At 32.7% G+C, this 20,653-nt stretch carries 20 protein-coding genes; 9 read left to right on the forward strand and 11 right to left on the reverse strand.

The annotated features are described in order from the left end of the window. Positions 1-28: 28 nt before the first annotated feature. The 7 genes from HMPREF3134_RS09425 to HMPREF3134_RS09455 all read right to left on the reverse strand — a co-directional run bounded on the left by HMPREF3134_RS09425 (position 29) and on the right by HMPREF3134_RS09455 (position 8,159). Positions 29-1,153 carry an FAD-dependent monooxygenase gene (locus HMPREF3134_RS09425; RefSeq protein ID WP_070442461.1) on the reverse strand — a complete coding sequence of 375 codons (1,125 nt, stop codon included), beginning with the start codon at positions 1,151-1,153 and terminating at the stop codon, positions 29-31. 96 nt (positions 1,154-1,249) lie between these two features. After that, on the reverse strand, positions 1,250-2,029 hold the full coding sequence (locus tag HMPREF3134_RS09430; RefSeq protein WP_070442464.1) for an N-acetylglucosaminidase: 780 nt from the start codon (positions 2,027-2,029) through the stop codon (positions 1,250-1,252). Positions 2,030-2,054: 25 nt separating this feature from the next. Next, entirely contained in the window at positions 2,055-2,273 is a 219-nt protein-coding gene (locus tag HMPREF3134_RS09435) for a hypothetical protein (RefSeq protein WP_037549895.1), read from the reverse strand. Between the two features lie 280 nt (positions 2,274-2,553). Then, positions 2,554-3,027 carry a helical membrane plugin domain-containing protein gene (locus HMPREF3134_RS09440; RefSeq protein WP_037535920.1) on the reverse strand — a complete coding sequence of 158 codons (474 nt, stop codon included), beginning with the start codon at positions 3,025-3,027 and terminating at the stop codon, positions 2,554-2,556. Beyond that, complete coding sequence (gene fdhF, locus HMPREF3134_RS09445; RefSeq protein WP_070442466.1) at positions 3,027-5,981, reverse strand: formate dehydrogenase subunit alpha; 2,955 nt, start codon at positions 5,979-5,981, stop codon at positions 3,027-3,029. Before fdhF ends, HMPREF3134_RS09440 begins: the two co-directional genes overlap by 1 nt. A gap of 328 nt (positions 5,982-6,309) precedes the next feature. Next, a complete protein-coding gene (locus HMPREF3134_RS09450; protein ID WP_053025502.1) occupies positions 6,310-7,257 on the reverse strand; it encodes an LCP family glycopolymer transferase in 948 nt (315 codons plus the stop codon). Between the two features lie 110 nt (positions 7,258-7,367). Beyond that, on the reverse strand, positions 7,368-8,159 hold the full coding sequence (locus HMPREF3134_RS09455; protein ID WP_370591711.1) for an inositol monophosphatase family protein: 792 nt from the start codon (positions 8,157-8,159) through the stop codon (positions 7,368-7,370). 387 nt (positions 8,160-8,546) lie between these two features. Between HMPREF3134_RS09455 and HMPREF3134_RS09460 the strand changes: the two genes are divergently transcribed. From HMPREF3134_RS09460 to HMPREF3134_RS09485, 6 genes are all read left to right on the forward strand, one after another. Next, positions 8,547-9,245 (forward strand): helix-turn-helix transcriptional regulator, encoded by a 699-nt coding sequence (locus HMPREF3134_RS09460; RefSeq protein WP_174165711.1) that lies wholly within the window; start codon positions 8,547-8,549, stop codon positions 9,243-9,245. 69 nt (positions 9,246-9,314) lie between these two features. Next, positions 9,315-9,665 carry a hypothetical protein gene (locus tag HMPREF3134_RS09465; RefSeq protein WP_037558633.1) on the forward strand — a complete coding sequence of 117 codons (351 nt, stop codon included), beginning with the start codon at positions 9,315-9,317 and terminating at the stop codon, positions 9,663-9,665. A 212-nt stretch (positions 9,666-9,877) separates the two neighbouring features. Continuing rightward, on the forward strand, positions 9,878-10,930 hold the full coding sequence (locus tag HMPREF3134_RS09470) for a MupG family TIM beta-alpha barrel fold protein (protein ID WP_070442469.1): 1,053 nt from the start codon (positions 9,878-9,880) through the stop codon (positions 10,928-10,930). Then, positions 10,930-11,817, forward strand: coding sequence for an N-acetylmuramic acid 6-phosphate etherase (gene murQ / locus HMPREF3134_RS09475; protein ID WP_070442472.1), 888 nt, complete (start codon positions 10,930-10,932; stop codon positions 11,815-11,817). Before HMPREF3134_RS09470 ends, murQ begins: the two co-directional genes overlap by 1 nt. A 12-nt stretch (positions 11,818-11,829) precedes the next feature. Continuing rightward, positions 11,830-13,263 carry a PTS transporter subunit EIIC gene (locus HMPREF3134_RS09480; protein WP_070442475.1) on the forward strand — a complete coding sequence of 478 codons (1,434 nt, stop codon included), beginning with the start codon at positions 11,830-11,832 and terminating at the stop codon, positions 13,261-13,263. After that, on the forward strand, positions 13,264-14,136 hold the full coding sequence (locus HMPREF3134_RS09485; RefSeq protein ID WP_037535899.1) for a MurR/RpiR family transcriptional regulator: 873 nt from the start codon (positions 13,264-13,266) through the stop codon (positions 14,134-14,136). It begins immediately after the preceding gene. Positions 14,137-14,370: 234 nt separating this feature from the next. Here the strand turns inward: HMPREF3134_RS09485 and HMPREF3134_RS09490 are convergent, their stop codons facing one another. Next, positions 14,371-15,759, reverse strand: coding sequence for an amino acid permease (locus HMPREF3134_RS09490; protein WP_037549890.1), 1,389 nt, complete (start codon positions 15,757-15,759; stop codon positions 14,371-14,373). A gap of 422 nt (positions 15,760-16,181) precedes the next feature. On the opposite strand from HMPREF3134_RS09490, the gene HMPREF3134_RS09495 reads away from it, so the two are divergent. Both HMPREF3134_RS09495 and HMPREF3134_RS09500 read left to right on the forward strand, forming a co-directional pair. Then, the gene (locus HMPREF3134_RS09495) at positions 16,182-16,532 is read left to right on the forward strand and encodes a hypothetical protein (protein WP_053022200.1); all 351 of its coding nucleotides are present in this window, start codon (positions 16,182-16,184) and stop codon (positions 16,530-16,532) included. Then, a complete protein-coding gene (locus HMPREF3134_RS09500) occupies positions 16,532-16,723 on the forward strand; it encodes a hypothetical protein (protein ID WP_011275061.1) in 192 nt (63 codons plus the stop codon). Before HMPREF3134_RS09495 ends, HMPREF3134_RS09500 begins: the two co-directional genes overlap by 1 nt. Before the next feature lie 104 nt (positions 16,724-16,827). Here HMPREF3134_RS09500 and HMPREF3134_RS09505 read toward each other — a convergent pair whose 3' ends face one another. Then, entirely contained in the window at positions 16,828-17,019 is a 192-nt protein-coding gene (locus HMPREF3134_RS09505; RefSeq protein WP_037549892.1) for a membrane protein, read from the reverse strand. Between the two features lie 4 nt (positions 17,020-17,023). Then, positions 17,024-17,668 carry an HAD family hydrolase gene (locus HMPREF3134_RS09510; RefSeq protein ID WP_053025228.1) on the reverse strand — a complete coding sequence of 215 codons (645 nt, stop codon included), beginning with the start codon at positions 17,666-17,668 and terminating at the stop codon, positions 17,024-17,026. A gap of 312 nt (positions 17,669-17,980) precedes the next feature. On the opposite strand from HMPREF3134_RS09510, the gene HMPREF3134_RS09515 reads away from it, so the two are divergent. Then, complete coding sequence (locus HMPREF3134_RS09515) at positions 17,981-18,511, forward strand: hypothetical protein (protein ID WP_037549894.1); 531 nt, start codon at positions 17,981-17,983, stop codon at positions 18,509-18,511. Between the two features lie 458 nt (positions 18,512-18,969). Here HMPREF3134_RS09515 and HMPREF3134_RS09520 read toward each other — a convergent pair whose 3' ends face one another. Continuing rightward, positions 18,970-20,571: an alpha-glucoside-specific PTS transporter subunit IIBC gene (locus tag HMPREF3134_RS09520; RefSeq protein WP_053025227.1), complete on the reverse strand. Its 1,602-nt coding sequence runs from the start codon at positions 20,569-20,571 to the stop codon at positions 18,970-18,972. Positions 20,572-20,653 lie beyond the last annotated feature (82 nt).

The following is a 20,653-nucleotide window of genomic DNA, read 5'->3' on the forward strand; positions in this document are numbered from 1 at the left end:
TTAATTAGTCTTCAGTATCCGTCTTATTTTATTTATGCTTCGCTTTATACAGGAATTTAGTTTGTCCACTTAACAAACGTTTAGGTGTTCGTTTCATAACACTATTACGTAATGAAATAGCAAACGTTTTATCTTTTTGCGCTATTTTACCAATTTTTCTTGAGCGTTTGATAACTTTTGCAGTATGTTTAACTCTTAATTTATCATAACGTTTTAATGCTTTTTCTAAATCATATTCTTCTAAACAATTAACTAGTACAATCGCATCTTCCATAGCTTGTCCAGCACCTTGACCCATATTAGGCGTCGTTGCATGCGCTGCATCCCCTAACAATAGAATATGTTGATTTACAAATGATTTGAGTGGTTTCATATCATATAAATCATGCTTCAGAATACCTGTTTCACTTTGCTTATCTAAAATTTGTCGTACTGGTTCAGGATAATTATTAAAATATGCTTGTAGATGTGGTTTTTCAAACGATTGATATTTGGGATCTTTTTCAGACGCATTAATTGTGATAAACCAATAAGCTTGGTTGTTAATAAGTGGCACTATCCCTACTCGACCTCGTTTACCCCAATATTCACTAGCAATATCAATGTTATGTAGATCAGCATCATCCACTAAGCCACGAAAACACGTATACCCTTGATAAAGTATCTTCGCATTCGGATGAATAGCTTGTCTGACAACAGAATGAAGCCCGTCCGCACCTATACATAAATCAAAACTTTGACTTGCATGATTTGAAAAGTGAACCATCGTATGTTGTTCAACGTTTTCAACCTTAATAACATCATGGTCTGTATAAATGCATTGAGGATTAACATAAGATTGTATCAATTCAATCAAAGTTTGTCGCGCTAATGTTACATTCAACGTAGCCTCTTTTAATTTTACTGCAGACAAAATATTTCCTTTATCATCTAGTACATTCATTGCAGATAAGTTCTGGCCAGCATTTTTAATTCCTTTAGCTAGGTCATGTTTACCTAATTTCTTGATAACATTATCACCAATTCCTATACCTGCACCAACTTCACTTATATTTGATTGTCTTTCAAATATAGAAACGTCATGTCCTTTTTCTGAAAGAAGTGCGCCAGCGGTTAAACCACCTATACCTGCACCTATTATTGCAATTTTCATTTATTTACACCTCAATATTAAATTCACCTAAATTTTATCTTAACAGTATGTTGCAGTTGCAACTTATATTGTATATCACTCTATTATCCAATCAGTTTAGAAGGCATAGAAGTTCTTACGTACATCATCTTTTTTTATACCAAATTGGTCATAATATGCTTGCATATACTTTGCGATTTTATCTGCCCATAAAATATCGCTTGCATACTGATGTTGGCCTGGACTTTTAGGATTCCACCTCATTTGATACAGCGTAATTTGATCATTATCAAAATAATTCGTTCTAATAAATTTAGCTCCACCAAGTATCGCTTTTCGTGGTGAAGTCCATGATGCTTCCTTAGCGTAACTCTTACCTGTATGAATAGCATTTTCATCGAAAGCACCGACTCCAAAAAAGTTGTAATAACGATTGTTACCTTCTTTAATACCACTGGCAAGTTTAGAGTTACCATTAGCAGTCTCCACACGTGCATGGCTTATTAAATAAATAATATTGACTTGATATTTGTCTTGAGCCTCTATAAAAGCATCAGCTTGATTTTCAAGAATACCATTTCCTTTTAACATCTTTTTGACTTCTTGTTTTGACATAGGAACTTGTTGTGAAATATCCATGTATTTTAACTTATTATCGTCTCGAGTAATGCGCATTGCCCTCTCTATTTCTCGGCTATTTGCATTTACAAACTCACCATCTCTGTCTACTGTATTCAATACACTCGAATCTGTTTGTTTCTGAATTGCTTCTTGAAAGCTATAGTTGCGATCATTGTCCAACAGTTCTGAGTGATTAATTATTAATAATACTATGAAGACAATGATAATAATAAGCAACAGTAAGAATGGTAAACGTAAATGATTTAATTGCTTCATGTAGATGACAATCCTTTATAGCTATTTAAGATAAATAAAAATAAGTACTTATAATAACAATTAAGACTATAGCAAATGATATGTTGATGACTATCTTCATGCCAGTTCGATCTCGAAAAAGCACGTTAAATATAACTAAACTAATTGCTAATGACACAGCGAACATTGAAATCGCTAACACCATTTGCATCATAATTAAAAAAATAATTCCTAAAACAATAAAGACATTAGAAATAACTGTCATAATTTTAATCGCGTTTGGATGAATTGTTCTCACCCCTTCTTTAGTAATAATATATACTACACCTTACCATAATTTATGTAGAAAGTACTTATAAATCTTATTAAATAATGAAAGAAAGGAGCGAGACAGAATTCGATTTGAATTCATTATCCCACCCCTAAGGATGACTTGAACTAAGTAAGTTTAGTATAAGTGCCTTCTCAATTCAGTCATCTACTGCATATTTACTTTGTAGCCTTTGATTATTTAATTTGTACCAATCTTTTTATACATTAATGTATTATTTATCTTCTCTAGACATCCCTTTAAGCAAATTGAGCATATAAGTTAAGCTACGATTCATATCATCGTCTTTGAGTACGCCCATTAGACTACGAATACTTGTTTTAGCATTAGGATTTGCTTGATTTGCAACGTGCAATCCTTTATTTAATTTATTTAAGAATTGGCTTAACTCTTGAACATTAAGCTCACCTAACATAAAGACCATTGGTGCTAAATTTGTAATTAGACCCGCATATAAATCTTTGTTAAGTTCTGTCATAAATTTATTGATTATGACTTGACGTCCTCTAATGCCACCGTTCATTAAATCAAGAATTTTAGCTTCATCTAATGCTTTTACTAAACGTATTGCTTTTAAAATACTATCTTTATTTTCTGCAATAGCATCTGTTACTTCATTGATACTCTCGATTTTAATTTGTTCTTCTGATTTCTCTAAACGTTTAATTTTAGTTATTCTTTCAGCCATTATTTATCCACCACATTTCCTGGGAAAACATAGTCAGGACGTTCCCATTTTTTCTGTACTTGGACACTATATTGCGGGTTACGTTTTTTATCGACACGGAAGTTTGTTGGGTTTAATGGTGATTTACCTTTACGAGTCAATACTTCCATGCGACAACTAGTTCGTTTATAAGATGGCGTATCTGTATATTTATCTACATCACTATTAGTTAATTTATTGATAGCACCTAAATCACCATTTGACATTGCATCATTATTTAAAGGAATATAAATTTCTCTGTCTTTAACTCGATCAGTTACAGTTGCAATTAATGTTGCTTCACCTGTTTCTGAAATCAATCGTAATTCTGCGCCTTCATGAATATCACGATCTTTAGCTAGCTCTGGAGAAATTTCTACAAATGCATTTGGCACTTTATACTTAATCATTTCAGTTTGATAAGTCATATTACCTTCATGGAAATGCTCTAGTAAACGACCGTTATTTACATGCAGGTCATAAACTTCATCTTCTTTAAAGAAATTGTCAAATGTTAATGGGAATAACTTAGCACGACCATTTTCAAAGTTAAAGCCATCCATATATAATGTTGGCTGGTCTGTACCATCTGGTGCTACAGGCCATTGAAGACTATTGAAACCTTGTAATCGTTCATAATTTACACCTGAATATGATGGTGTTAATCGTGCAATTTCATCCATGATTTCACTTGGATGTTTGTAATTCCAATCTGCGCCCATGCGTTGTGCTATTAATTGGAAGATTTCCCAGTCTGGTTTAGAATCGCCTAGCGGTTGTAATGCTTTATTAATACGTTGAATTCGGCGTTCTGTATTCGTGAATGTACCATCTTTTTCTAATGATGGACTAGCTGGTAAGACGACATCTGCATATGTTGCTGTGAAAGTTAGGAACTCATCTTGAACAACTAAGAAGTCTACTTTTTCCAATGCAGATTGAACAAAATTAATATTAGAATCAACAATACCTGTATCTTCACCGTATAAGTATAATGACTGAATATCTCCATTATGGATACCTTCCATCATTTGGTGATTATCGCGTCCAGGTGTTGGATTTAATTCTACACCATATTCTTTTTCAAATTTTGCTCTCACTTCATCATCAGCTACTTTTTGATAACCTGGGAATTGATCTGGCATGCTTCCCATATCACTTGCGCCTTGTACATTATTGTGACCACGTAATGGATAAGCACCTGACCCTGGTTTTCTATAGTTACCTGTCACGAGCAATAAGTTTGAGATAGCTGTACTTGTATCACTACCGATGTCTTGTTGTGTAACACCCATTGCCCAACAAATTGACATTGATTCAGCTTTTGCAGCTTCTTCTGCAAAGCTAATGATTTGTTCTTTAGGAATACCTGTTGTTTCTTCTGCAAAATCCATAGTGAACAATTCTAATGATTTATAGTAATCTTCATAATTATCGACCCAATCATTCAAGAAAGCTTTATCGTGTAAATCGTTGTCAATGATATATTTAGTAGCTGCACCTAACCAAACTAAATCAGTTCCTGGCTTAGGTTGATAGAATGCATCTGCACGCTCAGCCATTTCATGTTTTCTAATATCGAATACATGCATCTTTTGTCCGAATAACTTTTGTGCACGTTTCATTCTAGATGCAATAACTGGATGCGCTTCAGCTGTATTTGTACCGATTAGAACAGTCATAGCAGCTCTCTCAAGGTCTTCAATTGAACCAGAGTCACCACCGTGACCAACAGTTCTAAATAGACCTTTCGTTGCTGGTGCTTGGCAATATCTTGAACAGTTATCAACGTTGTTAGATCCAAAGACTTGTCGTGAAAGTTTTTGCATTAAATATGATTCTTCATTAGTACCTTTAGAAGATGCGATAAATGCTAAATGATCGCCACCATATTCATTTTTGATTCGCTTAAAGTTAGTTTCAATAACATCTAAAGCTTCATCCCATTCAACTTCATGGAATTCTCCATCTTTTCTAACTAGAGGTTTCGTTAAACGTTGGTCTGAGTTAATGTGACCCCAAGAGAATTTACCTTTAACACATGTAGCAATTTTGTTTGCTGGAGAATCATGTGATGGTTGAACTTTTAGCACTTCTCTGTCTTTAGTCCATACATCAAATGAACAACCTACACCACAATATGTACAAACTGTTTTCGTTTTCTTAATGCGTTCTTTACGCATTTCCGCTTCTGAATCAGAAACTGCAAATAGTAATCCATCACCTGGTTCAGCCTTTTTAGTTAAATCTATCATTGCAGCAAGTGAACCTGGTTCAGTATCTGTCATGTAACCAGCATTACCTTCCATATTCACTTCCATCATGGCATTACAAGGACATACAGTTGCACATTGTCCACACGATACACATGATGATTCATTAATAGGAACATCATTATCCCAGATAACTCTAGGATGCTCACGATTCCAATCAATTGAAATTGTTTCATTTACTTCGATATCCTGACACGCTTCTACACAACGACCACAAAGAATACATTGGTCTGGGTCATATCGATAGAATGGACCATAGTCTTTTTCATATGGTTTCGTTTTGTATTCGTATGATTGTTCTTCTAATCCCCATGCGTCCATAGCGTTATGTATTTCACAATCACCGTTATTGTAATCACATACTGTACAATACAGCATATGTTTTTCTAAAATGCGATCTAAAGCTTCCTTTTGGCTAGCTTTAACATCATTATTCTGAGTATTAACTGTCATGGGTCGATCTACAACAGTACTACACGCACGTTCAATTTTGCCATCAATTTCAACCATACATGTATCACATGTTTGAATTGGTCCCATTGATTCGTTATAACAAATTGAAGGTACGAAAGTATCACGAGATTTTATAAACTCGAGTAAACTTGTTCCAGGTTCTACAAGATAATCTGTGCCATCAAGCGTGACGATTAAATGTTCTTGCATACTTTCCACCCCACCTATATAAATTTTCCGTAAAATGACTTTGGCTACTTAACTATTCCATTTCAATACCCCACATATATTGAACATAGAATTACATTAATTGTATTACTTATTTCATTAAATGTTAAGCGTTTCATAAATTTTTGCAATTTTAAAAGAATTAAATATACATGTGTTTCAAATGTAAAAAAAAACTAACTTTAATGCAGATACAATTTAAAAAAATAAAAATAGAGATAGGACTGAAATGATTTCTCTCTCATTGTCCTATCTCTATAAAAATCCTAGTAATAACAGCTAAAGTAAAAACGTCTATTGCATTAAAAATTTAATTTTGTAAATTATTATTCAATATTTCTGTGGCACTTTGCTTTGAATCGTCATTAGGTATGAAATACCACAATCCATCGTCTTGAATACCACCCTGACCTTCTAATTGATGTCGGTTTACAGTTGTATTAGCATTTTTATAATTCTTTCTAATATCATTCATGTCACTCAATGTTAAATCGGTTTTAACATTTTTCTGGATCTGATTAATTAATGATGGAAAATGCGTGAGCGCCGAAGTACTTGTCATCTTATTAGCCATTGCTTGAAGGATAAGTTGTTGTCGTTCTTGACGACCAAAATCTCCTCCAGCACCTTCCTCTTTACGACTACGCATGAAGGCCATTGCAGTATCTCCATCCACATGAGTTAATTGACCTTTTACAAATTTAGTTCCTTTAGTGGTGAAAGTATCATTACTAGTAACATTCACACCGCCCAAAGCATCAATCATATCATGTAACCCATCCATATCAACTGTCGCATAATGATCAATAGGAACATTCATTAATTTTTCTAATGATTTAACAGCCATCGTTGGTCCACCATAAGCATATGCATGATTAATCTTCTCAGTCGTGCCTTTACCTACAATTTCAGCTTGTGTATCACGAGGTACACTTACAATTTCTGTATTTTGTTTCTTAGGGTTAATAGAAAGAAGCATAATTGTGTCACTTCTTTCACCGTCATTCTCACTTTTACGTTGAGCATTTGAGTCTACACCAAATAATGCAATAGTAAATGGATCACCATTTGACAAACTTACATTTTTCGATCTCAATTCTGAATATTGTCTGTTTAAAGGATTATGAATCTTACCACTTGTAATAAAAATACTAGCTACTACAAAAATTGACGCAACTATTGCTAAAACAACTAATATTCCTATAAACCATGTAATTATTTTAACGGGCAGGCTCATTCGTCTATGCGTTCTACGCATCCTACCACTCCTATTCTGTTTTATGAATTAATATAATTATTATATATTAAAATGATTAACTTTCTATACGACTTAAGAAGTAACTTTTCATAAAACAGCTATCAATATTATTAAATATGATACCCGCCATTTCGATTAATAATAGCTAGTATATCTTTGTAACATCCGTGATTACTAATAATGAATGGGCCACTCTTAGCAAAGTCTAACGGTTCGCCATTTAATTGAGTCATTTTCAAATTTAATTCTTTCGCAAATAAAAATTGCGCTGCAATGTCCCATGGCTTTGGGTTTGTATTAATGTGAGCACCAAATTGTCCTTTAATCACTCTTACTGAATCTAAACCACATGAACCAATATTTCTCACACTGAACGAAGCATCGTATAATGCTTTGCTTGTATCATCATTTATATATTGAGTCCCAAAAGAGATAATAGCGTCTTGCAATTTTAAGTCATTAGGTGCCACCAATTGTTGCCCATTAACAAATGCACCTTCACCCGCTATTGCTTTATATAATTTATCGTGAGGATAATCATATATATAAGAAAGTTTAGGTTCGCCATCAACAAAATATGCGATGATAATACAATAGTCTTCTTGCTGTTTTACTAAATTAGCTGTACCGTCAATTGGATCCATAATCCATAAATGCCCTTCATATGGCCGAATCATGCTATTATCTTTTTCTTCACCTAATAATTGGTGACTTGGAAAGTGTTCAGCTAAATACGCTTCAAATTTATTTTGAAGTTGTTTATCTACATTTGTAACTAAATCAAATCGATTTATTTTAGTGTCAGTAATCATATCTGTTATCAAATTGGGAATAACATCATCGAGATGTTTTAACCAATCCATGATATGCGCATCTATATTATGAAGTTTGTTTTGCATGATTTCACCTCAACTATCTATTTCACTTTATTGTATCTTACTGCTCATATTTGTCATAGGAATTTTTAAATGAAGACACAAAAAATCGGCTAGTCATCTGCTAGCCGACAAATAGAAAGGAAAGTAAGTAATAAATATTGAAGATGTTTCGATGTAACTTGAACGATTCACAACAAGCTATCTGTTATATAGCTTCTACCCCTTTGTTTGAATTCGTTCTCCCCTGTTACAAATATTATAATAGCATAAAACATTTAATTTTGTAAGCGTTTTCCCAATAAAAAATGTTTACTTTTACACGCATAATCTACTAAAGTACTGAAAATGTCTTCATACGCAGTGTTATGTTATAATTAATGTAATATGTAATGGTTATAGGTGGTGTTTATGTTGAAGAAATTAGATCGCCAGAATCAAATTATTTCATTAATACAACAAGGTCATACAATGAATGCATCTGAATTGGCGCAACACTTAAATGTTTCTGTTCGTACAATTAGTCGTGACATTGTCGATTTAGAAAATCAAGGTGTCCAAATATATGCTCATAAAGGCAAAAATGGTGGATATCAGATTCAAAAATCTGAAGATAAAATAAAATTAAATTTTACTGAACAGCAGCTATTATCTCTATATCTTACCTTAATAGAAAGCCAATCCTATTCAACATTACCATACACCAATGAGATTCAATCTATCATTAATCAGATTATCAATATTCCTAATACTCGTGTTCGTAAATCACTAAACCAAATGACTAACTTAATTAAGTTTGAAGATACAGAACAAATAACATTACCCCATCTATTTGCAGACATTTTAATTTATAGTTCTGAACGAAATGTTATGTTGATTGATTTTATTGATAATCAAGACACTATTGCCGAGAATGTCATATTCATTGGTTTACTATGTCGTAATGGCGAGTGGCTATCAATTATTTATGAAATCGGTTTAGGAAGAACAAGAGAATTACCAGTACTTGATATTTATGACATTTCTTATTCCTTTGAAAAGACCATTAAAACTTATGACATATCTATCGATAATTATACCCAATTTTTAAATCCAATCGAGACGACTGAATAATTTTCTCGATTGGTTCTCCTCATTCATACCTCTTCTACAATTTAATATCTTCAAGGAGTTGCATTGAATATGCTTCAATCCACAATAATGCGTCAACAACTCATAATTTTACTCACTCACGTTGAAAAAATAAGGTATTACTATTTAATGGACAATCGATTTTTAAATAGAGAAATAGAAGCGTATAACACATCCATTAAAAATTTTACTGACAGTTTACCGTTAACCCTTCAAAACAGTACTAATGACTCCAAGTCTAAATTCTCGATGCAATCAGATCAATTCTATTATAAATTATTAAATGATCTATCATTAAAACCACTACACGAATTCCATCAAGGGACGATATTAGTTGATTTACAACAACGTCAAGACCAATTGCATCAAACATTAGTTTATTTGTTAAATGAATATAAGTAAGTGAACCTCGTATATCACATTTGCAATTTCAATATCTAATCCTTAATTTTTTTAATAGCATAATAAACGCTTCAACTATCTCCTTCAATTCAACTAATTACCCAAGTCGCTTAAGCAATTAATTATAAAAATTATATAATATATATGTAAATTGTAATAGAAAACGTGAAACGCTATAATTGTAAGTGATTACAGTAATTAGGAGGATTCATATGCTAGGTTTCTCAGTCTATTTAGGTCAACCATTAAACAAATCATACATATTAAATATGGTTGTTCTCGGTTACGACGTTATTTTCACATCACTACAAATACCTGAGGAAAACGATCAAACTAAATTGACATATTTGGGAGAATTATGCCAATTGCTAAAAGATGAATCGGTAACCTACATTATTGATATAAATCCATCATTACTGAATCAGAATGTTTATCGTTTTTTCGATCAATTTTCTAATGGAAACTTTGTTATTAGAATTGATGATCATTTTAATTATGATTTAATTGCAGATTTGTTTCATCATAATTTACAGTGTTGTCTAAATGCCAGTACTATCACTACTGAAATTTTGGATACACTTTATAATCAAAAATCATTACCTAAAGTCTATTTTTGTCATAACTATTATCCCAGACCTGATACAGGTTTAGCTTTAAACCTTTTTGAAGAACGAAATAACCTCATTAGAAAATATGATGAGCATGCCTCAATTATGGCTTTTATTCCTGGAACTACATTGAGAGGTCCATTGTATAAAGGACTTCCTACCATTGAACAACATAGACACATGACATTACTTCAATCTTCACATTCACTATTAAAATATAACTTGGATTATATTCTTATTGGTGATACTGCAATCAACTATGCAGAAGCAGTTGCATTACAGCAGATGATTTATCACCGTCATTTCAAACTTCGTCTATCTTATTTTGACAAATCATATGAACAACTCATTTTCAAACAACATACATCTCGTTTGGATGCACCTGAGAATGTAATACGCTCCAAGTATTCTAGATTAACTAAAGTAAATATTCCTCCAACCAATAACTTCAATCATTATCGCTATAAGGGAGACGTCACGGTTGATAATTCACTTAATCAACGTTACGAAGGTGAGCTACAAGTGATTAAAACAGAATTGTCTAATAATAAGGCGATTAATCATGTAGCAACGATATGTGATGAAGATAAAGTCGTTATTGATTTAATACAACCTGGTGACACATTTGAATTTATTACTGAAAAGGAGAAACGCTAATGGAACATTTAACTACTGAAAGCAGAAACACACAAACAATGCATTTAGATGAAATGTCGATTTTAGATGCTTTAAAAACAATGAATAAAGAAGATCAACTAGTAGCTAAAGCAATTGAACCTATTTTACCCCAGTTAAACAGAGTAATCGAACAAACAATTACGCGTTTTCGAGATGGTGGACGTCTAATATATATAGGAGCTGGTACAAGTGGTCGTTTAGGTGTATTAGATGCAGCTGAATGTGTTCCAACTTTCAATACGCATCCTAATGAAGTAATTGGCTTAATTGCTGGAGGGCAGCAAGCTATGACTGAAGCGATTGAAGGTGCTGAAGATAACTACGAAATGGGAATAACTGATTTGAAAACAATCCATTTAAATGAAAAAGATGTCGTTATTGGTATTTCGGCAAGTGGTCGCACACCTTATGTTAAAGGAGCATTAACATATGCGAATGAAATAAGTGCACTGACTGTTGCCCTCTCTTGCAATACGAATAGTGACATTAGTACTGTCGCTTCCCATGCACTTGAAGTCAATGTTGGTCCAGAAGTATTAGCAGGGTCTACACGCTTAAAGTCAGGTACCGCTCAAAAGCTTGTGCTTAATATGATATCAACAATGACTATGATTGGTGTTGGTAAAGTTTATGATAACTTGATGGTCGATTTAAAAGCGACAAATTACAAACTTGAACAACGTTCCATACATATTATCGAAGAGATTTGTGGCTTAACTTTTAAAGAAGCTCAAGAACTCTATATAAAAGCCGACAATGATATTAAAATTGCAATCGTTATGAATTTATGTAACACAACTAAAAGCGATGCTCAATCAAGACTCGTAAATAATAATGGCATTGTAAAAAAAGCAATTCAATCTTAAGGAGGCAATGATATGAATAAGGAACAACAATTGGCCCATCACATCTTAGATGCGGTTGGTGGCATTGATAATGTGGACAACATTATCCATTGTATGACACGTGTGCGCCTCAAAATTAACGATGAGACACAAGTTGATTATCCTAAACTTAAAAACATAGAAGGCGTGCTCGGAGTCGTACAAGATGAGCGACTTCAAATTGTAGTCGGACCTGGAACGGTAAATAAAGTATCCGCAGAAATGGTAAAGCTAAGTGGTGTTCAATTAGGTGAAGATATCCCCCATCGTAGCAACACGTCAAATATTAAAAATCAAGCAAAACAATATAAACGTGAATTCCAACAAAAACGTAAACAAAGTAAAATGAATACAATTTTAAAGTCAATTGCTAATATTTTCATACCTCTCATACCCGCATTTATAGGAGCAGGACTTATTGGTGGTATTGCAGCTGTATTGAATAACTTTATAACTGCTGGTACCATTTCAGCTGATTGGGTAAAACAACTTGTGGCCGTATTAAATGTCATCAAAGATGGCATGTTAGCCTATTTAGCTATTTTCACTGGTTTTAATGCAGCAAAAGTATTCGGTGCAACACCAGGTTTAGGTGGTGTTATTGGGGGTACGACTTTATTAACAGGTATTACTGAAGATAATCCAATTAAAAATGTATTTACTGGTGAACCCTTAATAGCTGGACAAGGTGGCATTATAGGAGTGATCTTAGCGGTATGGTTATTAAGTATAATTGAGAAAAAAATACATAAAATAGTTCCCAATGCTATAGATATTATAGTGACACCAACAATTTCATTACTTATCATAGGATTACTAACCATATTCTTCTTTATGCCTATAGCTGGATTTATTTCTGATGGATTAGTAGGCGTAGTGAATTGGGTTATTGGTGTAGGTGGCATATTTAGCGGATTTATTATAGGTGCATTTTTCTTACCACTGGTTATGTTAGGATTGCATCATATTTTTACCCCAATACACATTGAATTAATAAATCAGTCAGGTGCAACATATTTGTTACCTATTGCTGCTATGGCTGGTGCTGGCCAAGTTGGGGCTGCATTAGCACTTTGGGTAAGATGTAAAAACAATACTACTTTAAGAAATGCAATTAAAGGTGCGTTACCAGTCGGATTCTTAGGAATTGGAGAACCGCTTATTTACGGTGTTACCTTACCGTTAGGTCGTCCATTCATCACAGCATGTATTGGTGGTGGCATCGGTGGTGCAGTTATAGGTGGCATTGGTCATATAGGTGCCACTGCTATCGGACCTAGTGGCATTTCATTATTACCGTTAATTGCCCATCAAAAATATTTAGGTTACATCATAGGATTATTATCTGCGTACCTAGCTGGCTTTATTTTCACATACTTCTTCGGTACGACTAAAGAAATGAGAAACTTAAACAAACTAGGTGATTAGATGACAAACATTTTATATTTAATCGACGAAAATTATGCTTCATTTTCTAAAAATGAAAAGAAATTATCACGATTTATATTAAACTCACCACATAAAGTTATTAGCATGTCGAATCAAGAGATTGCTAAAGAACTTGAAATGAGTGTTTCAACGTTAAATCGATATAGCCAAAAATTGATCAATCAAAGTTTTCATGAAGTTAGATCACAACTTGCGATGTTATTTCCAAAACAACAAACACCTTATAAGATAGAATTGCTTAACAATGAATCGGTAGATACTTTAAAAAAGAAACTTTATCATCGTGCAGAAGAAGCACTTCAAAAAAGTTCTACGTTTGCAGATAACACAACGATTGATAACATATGCCAACATTTTAAACGTGCAAATAACATCTTTATCTTTGGTTATGGTGCGTCATATGTCTGTGCGACAGATTTATATCAAAAATTATCTCGAATTGGGCTCAATGTCCAACTCGTTCAAGAAACTCATTTATTCACAACCATGTTGTCTACGCATGATAAAGAAGATTGCGTTGTATTTATAACTAATAATGGCGATCAAAGTGAACTTCGTGCAATGGTGAAAGTTGTGTCGGATTATAATATCCCAATTATTACAATTTCAAGTTCAGAGCATAATCACGTAGCTCAGCATTCTGACATTGTTCTGACATATGGACATTCAGACGAAAATGAATTACGTATGGGTGCGACAACTTCTTTATTTGCTCAAATGTTTACCATTGATGTTCTTTTCTATCGTTATATCGCACTGAACTATGAATCGTCATTAGACTTCATCACACAATCTAAAATGGCTCTTGATAATTATCGAAAATACCTATCTAATGTAGAATTTAAACATTAAGATTCCTATTAAAAATCAAGACATATAGAAGGTAATGAATATGAACAAGGTTTATTATTCTTCTTTTAACCTAAGTTATTCACAGTTAATCTGTTATTAAGTAATAACTATCACAAAAAGAGGTTGAGACAACGTTATTGTCTCAACCTCTTTTAAACATGAATCAAAGTACTTTGTGCCTTAGTTTAGTTTGAATAATGTGTTGATGATTTATAATATGATTTATTTAGTATTCTATTTAACTTTTCGGAATCCATCATTTTTATGATGTCCGCGAACGAAGTAGTATACAGTTACCGCAGCTAAGAAGATAATACCAATCACTACAGAAATAACTGTTTCTTTGTTAAATAACATTCCTACTAATACGACTAATAAGAATAAAATCGTAATTGCACTTGCAAATGTACCGCCAGGCATCTTAAATGGATGTCCTTCAACTTTTTCAGGATGTAATTTTCTGAATCGAATATGACTAATTAAAATCATAAACCAAGGAATCATACCCGGTAAAATAGATGCACTATAAACATATACGAAAATACTATCTGCACCCTTAATGAATAAAGGAAGAATAACGTTTAATAATGCACCAACTAAGATACCTAAAGCAATGGCTAATACTGGGTAGAATGGTACACCATTTTTCATTACTCTTGTAAAGATTTTAGGCATTTGACCTTTTTGTGCTAATGTAAAAATCATACGACTTGCACTAAAGATACCTGAGTTACATCCAGATAATGCTGCTGTTAATACAACGAAGTTAATTAATCCTGCTGCAAATGTGATACCAATTTTTGCAAATGTAGCTACGAATGGGCTTCCTATTTCACCTAATTGGTTCCAAGGATAGATAGAAACAATTACGAAAATCGCTCCAATGTAGAAAATCAAAATACGCCAGATAACACCATTTACCGCACTTTTGATATTTTTCTGTGGATCTTTAGTTTCACCAGCAGTAATACCAATTAATTCTACACCTTGGTAAGAACCAATAACAATTGATAATGCAAAGAAGAAACCTACAAATCCATTTGGCATAAATCCACCATGAGACCATAAATTAGAGATACCAATCGCATGGCCACCATTACCAATACCGAAGAATATTAAACCAAAACCTGCAATGATCATTAATACAATCGTTACAACCTTAATCATTGCAAACCAGAATTCAAATTCACCGAATGCTTTTACTGAAGTCAAGTTAGCTGCTAGTAATAATAGTACTGCAACCACACCAGGAATCCATTGAGGTAAGTTCGGGAACCAATAGTTCATATATTCACCGACTGCAATAACTTCACTCATACCTACTACAATCCATTGGAATATATTACTCCATGCTGTCATATAACCTGCAGCAGGGTGAATGTAATCACTTGCAAATGTTGCGAAAGATCCAGTAGTTGGATTTAAATAAATCATTTCTCCCATTGCTCTCATGATTAAGAATAAAAAGATACCTGCAATTAAGTACGCAAAAATAACTGATGGACCAGTCCATTTAATTGTACTAGTTGCTCCCATAAATAAACCAACACCGATAGTACCGCCAAGTGCGATCATTCTAATCTGACGTGCACTTAGCCCCCTATGTAATTCATTGTTATCCATTAAAATAACCCCATCTCTATTAAATCTAAGGTTCGAATACTTTTGTCTTTCAGAAAACCCTCTTTTGCTTTCCTTCTTTTCCCTTAAAAGTTTCTTTACCTTAATGAAGTCATTATACTATAATTTGACAAAATTAAAACATAAATCTTACAATTTTTTGAAATCGCTTCCATTACTGTTATAATTACTCTTTTCAAATTTTAAAAAACATTGATTTTACAACGTTTTCATTAATAAAAACGAGTTACTTTTTACAATGTTTTTTATTGAAACATTTCACTTTTGCAAATAGAAATCATTTTATACTATTGCATATAATCAGTTCGATAGAAATGTATTGCTTAATATTTCGTAAAAAATCGATTTAGAGTGTGATATACTTTTGATAGATTTTTACTGTTAGGTAAAAGGAGAATTAATGAATGCAGTCATTATTAAAAAAGAGCGTTAAAATTTCTATAATATTTGGCATTGTCTTCTTCCTATTAAATTATTTCAGTGCCAAGCATGATACAGTTAATCCACTAATAATAAGAACGATTATCGCAACTCTAACATTTTTCTTATTATATTTAGCTATATTTACAATTTTCAATTCAGATGAACGCAAACTTAAATTTGGCATTACGTTACCCATCTCTTTAATTGTTTGCTTAATTATAGGTGGAATCTTTTTTACACTTGAAATTGGAATTATTGCAGGGCTTATCATTGGCCTAGCAGCCGGTTTTATTTGGGAATGGATTGACAAACGAAATGGAGGTACAAATTAATGTCTGTCACAATAGGAATTATATTAATAATTGTCTTACTTATTCTTAGTTTAGTACCAAATTACAAAGCGATGCAACAAGCTAAATCGCAAGGACAGAAATCAACCCGTTTTACAATTATGGTAGGTATTGATTTAATCCTCATCGTATTATTAGTTGTTACAATCATACTAAAATTATTTATTAACTAAACTCATATGATTTTCAGGCATTAAAAAAAGAGATGGAAATGGGTAGGAACTTTAAATGATGTTTCTACCCATTTCTATCTCTTTTTTTAACTATATTGCGTAATCTATATTCTTCCTTGTAATAATAAGTAGTAACCGATTGTAGCTAAAAGTAAATAAATCATTGTTCCAACTAAGAAAGAACGCATTTGAACTTTAAATGGTATATTTTTACTAAATATTGGACCTAATACTAAATTTCCTATGCCGATTATAATAGGACCTGCTAAAAAGAATAGGATAACTTGCCACGACATATGTTTACTCCTTCTTTAGCTCAAAGAAATGATTTTTAATTTCCTCAAAGCTTAAATCTTTACCTACAAAATTTATAGTCGAAAAATCTTGTTCTTCTGTCATCTCGTTAGTATTAATTATTACATCCAATCCAGCATTCATAGCACCTGTTGCTCCATTAGCTGAATCCTCTATGGCTAAGCAATGGGCTGGTGAATAATTTAAACGTTGAACAGCTGTTAGATAAAGTTCTGGATCAGGTTTAACCGCTCCAACATCTTCTCTACCAACAATAACATCGACATACTCATTGATACCCAACGCATTTATTGTAGGCATAATTTCTTCTCTATAACTACTTGTTGCAATCGCCATAGGTATGTGTCGTTGTTTCAAATATTTCATTAATGAAGAAACTGTATCAATAATGTCGAGTTCATGGCTCGTATCATAATGCTCATCATATATTTTTTGTTTCTTTTCTAAACCAATCTGTTGCTCAATATAGTCATGTAACCCTTGAGCGTGTCCTCCTATATGGCTTCGATAAAACTCCAGGGAAACAGGCTTCACACCATGAAAGGCAAGATGTTTGTTAATAATGTCGTATAGGTGTTTTTCTGTATCTATAATTGTACCGTCGAAATCAAATACTACAGCTTTATACATAAGTTTGCTCCTTTAATAACTACAATCACTGCTAATTTTATCATATGAATATTTGATTTTCACACTTCACTAATGAAATTACCAAACACATTTTAACTAATAAACAATCAACATTTTCATATTTATTTCATGTTAATTATCGTTACGTTTATATTACAAAAATAATTAAACCGAAGTTCATTCAAAAGTCCTAGTGATAATATCAAAAAAGAGTGATACAATCAGTGTGTATAAAAGAACGGTGTGCTTTATTAGAGAACTTTAAAGCTAAATGCTTTTTACATACGTTAAATAAATATAGGAGGTCATTGCATGTTGTTAGACAAATTTGAAACTTACATTATCAACATTGTAGGTTTAAAATCTAGATCAATTCGAAAACATTTAATCAAAGTCTGTAAAGACGTTAAATTTTGCGATTCATTTCAATATTCAATAATCAAACACGACGATATACCAGTTTTAGAAGTTAGCTTACCGAAGCAACAACTTCCATATTTCATTAGTTTTTTAAGTTTTTACCAATTTTCAATTTATCAGATTTTATCTCCTAAACGATTAAATACGCTATTAGATACTGAACAAACATATCAAGCTTCTAAACGTTTCGACTTAGCAATTGATGGCCTCCAAGATGCATTCATAAAAGATAAAGTCATTGATATTATGACTTATTTCTCAAATAATTATGAAATTAAATATACTTTAAATAACAACTGTGCAAGCGTATGTTGTGCACCTGAAACGTTTAGTAAATTACTACAAACTATTGCATGTAGAAATATTGATATTCTTTCAGCATCTTATAAAACACGTGCGATGCATAAAGCAAATATATCTTAGTAAAATTCGTGAGATTTTTATTAAAAAATATTTTAAGTTATATAGTTAATTTACACTAGTTTACAGAACAGAGGGAATAGGACAGAAATAATATTTTCTCAAAATTTATTTCGTTGTATCCCCAGCTTGCTTAGCTTGTAGAATTTCTTTAGGAAATTCTCTTTGCTGGGGCCCCGCCTACCAGGCAAGGATGACTAGGTTTGAAAAAAGCTTGATTCAAGCGCATTTTCAAATCAGTCAGCTACTGACAAAATAATAAAGTAGGCTGAGACATTTTATTTTGTCCCAGCCTCTTTGTTTTTTAATTCTGTTCAAGCAATATCACACTCAACAAAAGTTTCTGGTTTTGTGATCAGTATAAAGCTAAGTTGGACAAATTACTAAGTATATTAAGCATTGTATATGAAAAAGCCAGTAGGTGAATAAATACTAATTCACTTACTGGCTATATTGATTAATTATTTTTTATCATTATCATCATAAACTAAATGTTCAAATGCTTCACGTACTTGGGGTACAGTCATTCCAACAACGACTTGTACATTTTTACCGCTTTTAACTAATCCGTGCGACATTTGTTCATGAGTGAAATATCCACTATCTTCAACTTTTGTTTCATCATTAACTGTTAAACGTAAACGTGTTGTACAATTAGTAACGTCTTTAATATTTTCTTTTCCGCCTAAACCTTCTAAATAATAATGTGCTTTCGCTTCATATTCATTGCTAGGTTGGAATCCAGAATTGTCAGTACTTCCATCGCTTTTTTTCTCTTTATAATCTTTTTTAGAGAATAATTTAACTTCTTCTTCAGCTCGACGTCCTGGTAATGGAATATCAAATTTCAAGATTAAGTATCTGAATACAACGAAATAGATACCTGAGAATATCAATCCTATAACAACTTGAGCTACATAAGTTAGCCAATGATTTTGTCCTAAAGGAATCCAGTTCGTCGCGATGAAATCAAGTAATCCACCGCCCATGTTACCAACAACACCGAAACCATACATAATTGTATCCATTGTCGCTGCTAATAATGCATGTATAACAAATAAGTAAGGTGCGATAAATAAGAATGTAAATTCTAAAGGTTCAGTAATACCAACAACTACCGCAGTTAATGTAGCTGGTACTAATAACGCAGCAACTTTTTTACGATTGGCTTTAGGTGTTGTAGAATACATTGCTAATGCGATACCGATAGCACCAAACACTTTACCGTTACCTTGTAACATGAAACCGTAATGGAATTGTTCTTTTAACGGTTTACTGCTTTCAGCAAATTCATTTAAATGTCTAAACCACTCTGCTTTAAGTCCGTCTTTTGCAACAACCGGACCTACTTCAATTGGTGCATAGATGAAGTGATGTAAACCAGTCGGTATTAACACACGTTCTAAGAAATGATACAACCAAACACCGATGTAGCCTGATGCGATAATGAAATGTTGCATTGATTCAATACCATTTTGTATTGTTGGCCAAACAACACAAGTAATTGCAGCTATTGGCAACATAACGAAGAATGAAATGGTTACAACAAATGTTAGACCTTGGAATACACCTAACATCTCTGGTAATTTTTTACTATAGAAACGATTATGTATCCATGTCACAATGGCAGAAATAATGATACCACCTAAAATATTAGTATCTAAAGTTTCAATACCAGCAATCGCTTTTAATCCAGTTACATTTTCTACACCTTTTTCTAAATTAGCACCAAATGTATGTGGCCATTGCGTTAAAATAGCGTTGATAAAGGTATTAAACATTAAATAGCCCATTAATGCAGCTAAAGCCGCATGACCAGGGGCCTTCTTAGCTAGAGATAAAGGCAATCCAACCACAAATACGATTTCCATATGATTGAAGATAACCCAACCACCTGATTCAATTACAGACCAAAATTTAAACCAAAATGTATGATCATTTGCTAATCCACCCATGATGGTAGGATTTTTAAATAATGTTGCAAAACCTAATACTATCCCAAAGAATGCAAACATTAATACAGGAACAATCATTGCACTCCCAAAACGTTTAATAGCGTTCATAATTTAACCCCCAAATCTTTCTATGTAGTACTTAAATATATCGTACATATAAAAGCGTTTTCTTAATATCTATTATAGTAAA

The organism is Staphylococcus sp. HMSC14D10 (genome assembly GCF_001808125.1).
GTDB classification, from domain to species: domain Bacteria; phylum Bacillota; class Bacilli; order Staphylococcales; family Staphylococcaceae; genus Staphylococcus; species Staphylococcus haemolyticus.

Coding starts and splice junctions, on each gene's coding strand:
- HMPREF3134_RS09450 (WP_053025502.1), bottom strand. CDS start 7,257: ATGCGTAGAACGCATAGACGAATGAGCCTGCCCGTTAAAATAATTACA.
- HMPREF3134_RS09425 (WP_070442461.1), bottom strand. CDS start 1,153: ATGAAAATTGCAATAATAGGTGCAGGTATAGGTGGTTTAACCGCTGGC.
- HMPREF3134_RS09440 (WP_037535920.1), bottom strand. CDS start 3,027: ATGGCTGAAAGAATAACTAAAATTAAACGTTTAGAGAAATCAGAAGAA.
- HMPREF3134_RS09495 (WP_053022200.1), top strand. CDS start 16,182: ATGCAGTCATTATTAAAAAAGAGCGTTAAAATTTCTATAATATTTGGC.
- HMPREF3134_RS09465 (WP_037558633.1), top strand. CDS start 9,315: ATGCTTCAATCCACAATAATGCGTCAACAACTCATAATTTTACTCACT.
- HMPREF3134_RS09430 (WP_070442464.1), bottom strand. CDS start 2,029: ATGAAGCAATTAAATCATTTACGTTTACCATTCTTACTGTTGCTTATT.
- HMPREF3134_RS09510 (WP_053025228.1), bottom strand. CDS start 17,668: ATGTATAAAGCTGTAGTATTTGATTTCGACGGTACAATTATAGATACA.
- HMPREF3134_RS09435 (WP_037549895.1), bottom strand. CDS start 2,273: ATGACAGTTATTTCTAATGTCTTTATTGTTTTAGGAATTATTTTTTTA.
- HMPREF3134_RS09500 (WP_011275061.1), top strand. CDS start 16,532: ATGTCTGTCACAATAGGAATTATATTAATAATTGTCTTACTTATTCTT.
- HMPREF3134_RS09515 (WP_037549894.1), top strand. CDS start 17,981: ATGTTGTTAGACAAATTTGAAACTTACATTATCAACATTGTAGGTTTA.
- HMPREF3134_RS09490 (WP_037549890.1), bottom strand. CDS start 15,759: ATGGATAACAATGAATTACATAGGGGGCTAAGTGCACGTCAGATTAGA.
- HMPREF3134_RS09520 (WP_053025227.1), bottom strand. CDS start 20,571: ATGAACGCTATTAAACGTTTTGGGAGTGCAATGATTGTTCCTGTATTA.
- murQ (WP_070442472.1), top strand. CDS start 10,930: ATGGAACATTTAACTACTGAAAGCAGAAACACACAAACAATGCATTTA.
- HMPREF3134_RS09505 (WP_037549892.1), bottom strand. CDS start 17,019: ATGTCGTGGCAAGTTATCCTATTCTTTTTAGCAGGTCCTATTATAATC.
- HMPREF3134_RS09485 (WP_037535899.1), top strand. CDS start 13,264: ATGACAAACATTTTATATTTAATCGACGAAAATTATGCTTCATTTTCT.
- fdhF (WP_070442466.1), bottom strand. CDS start 5,981: ATGCAAGAACATTTAATCGTCACGCTTGATGGCACAGATTATCTTGTA.
- HMPREF3134_RS09480 (WP_070442475.1), top strand. CDS start 11,830: ATGAATAAGGAACAACAATTGGCCCATCACATCTTAGATGCGGTTGGT.
- HMPREF3134_RS09470 (WP_070442469.1), top strand. CDS start 9,878: ATGCTAGGTTTCTCAGTCTATTTAGGTCAACCATTAAACAAATCATAC.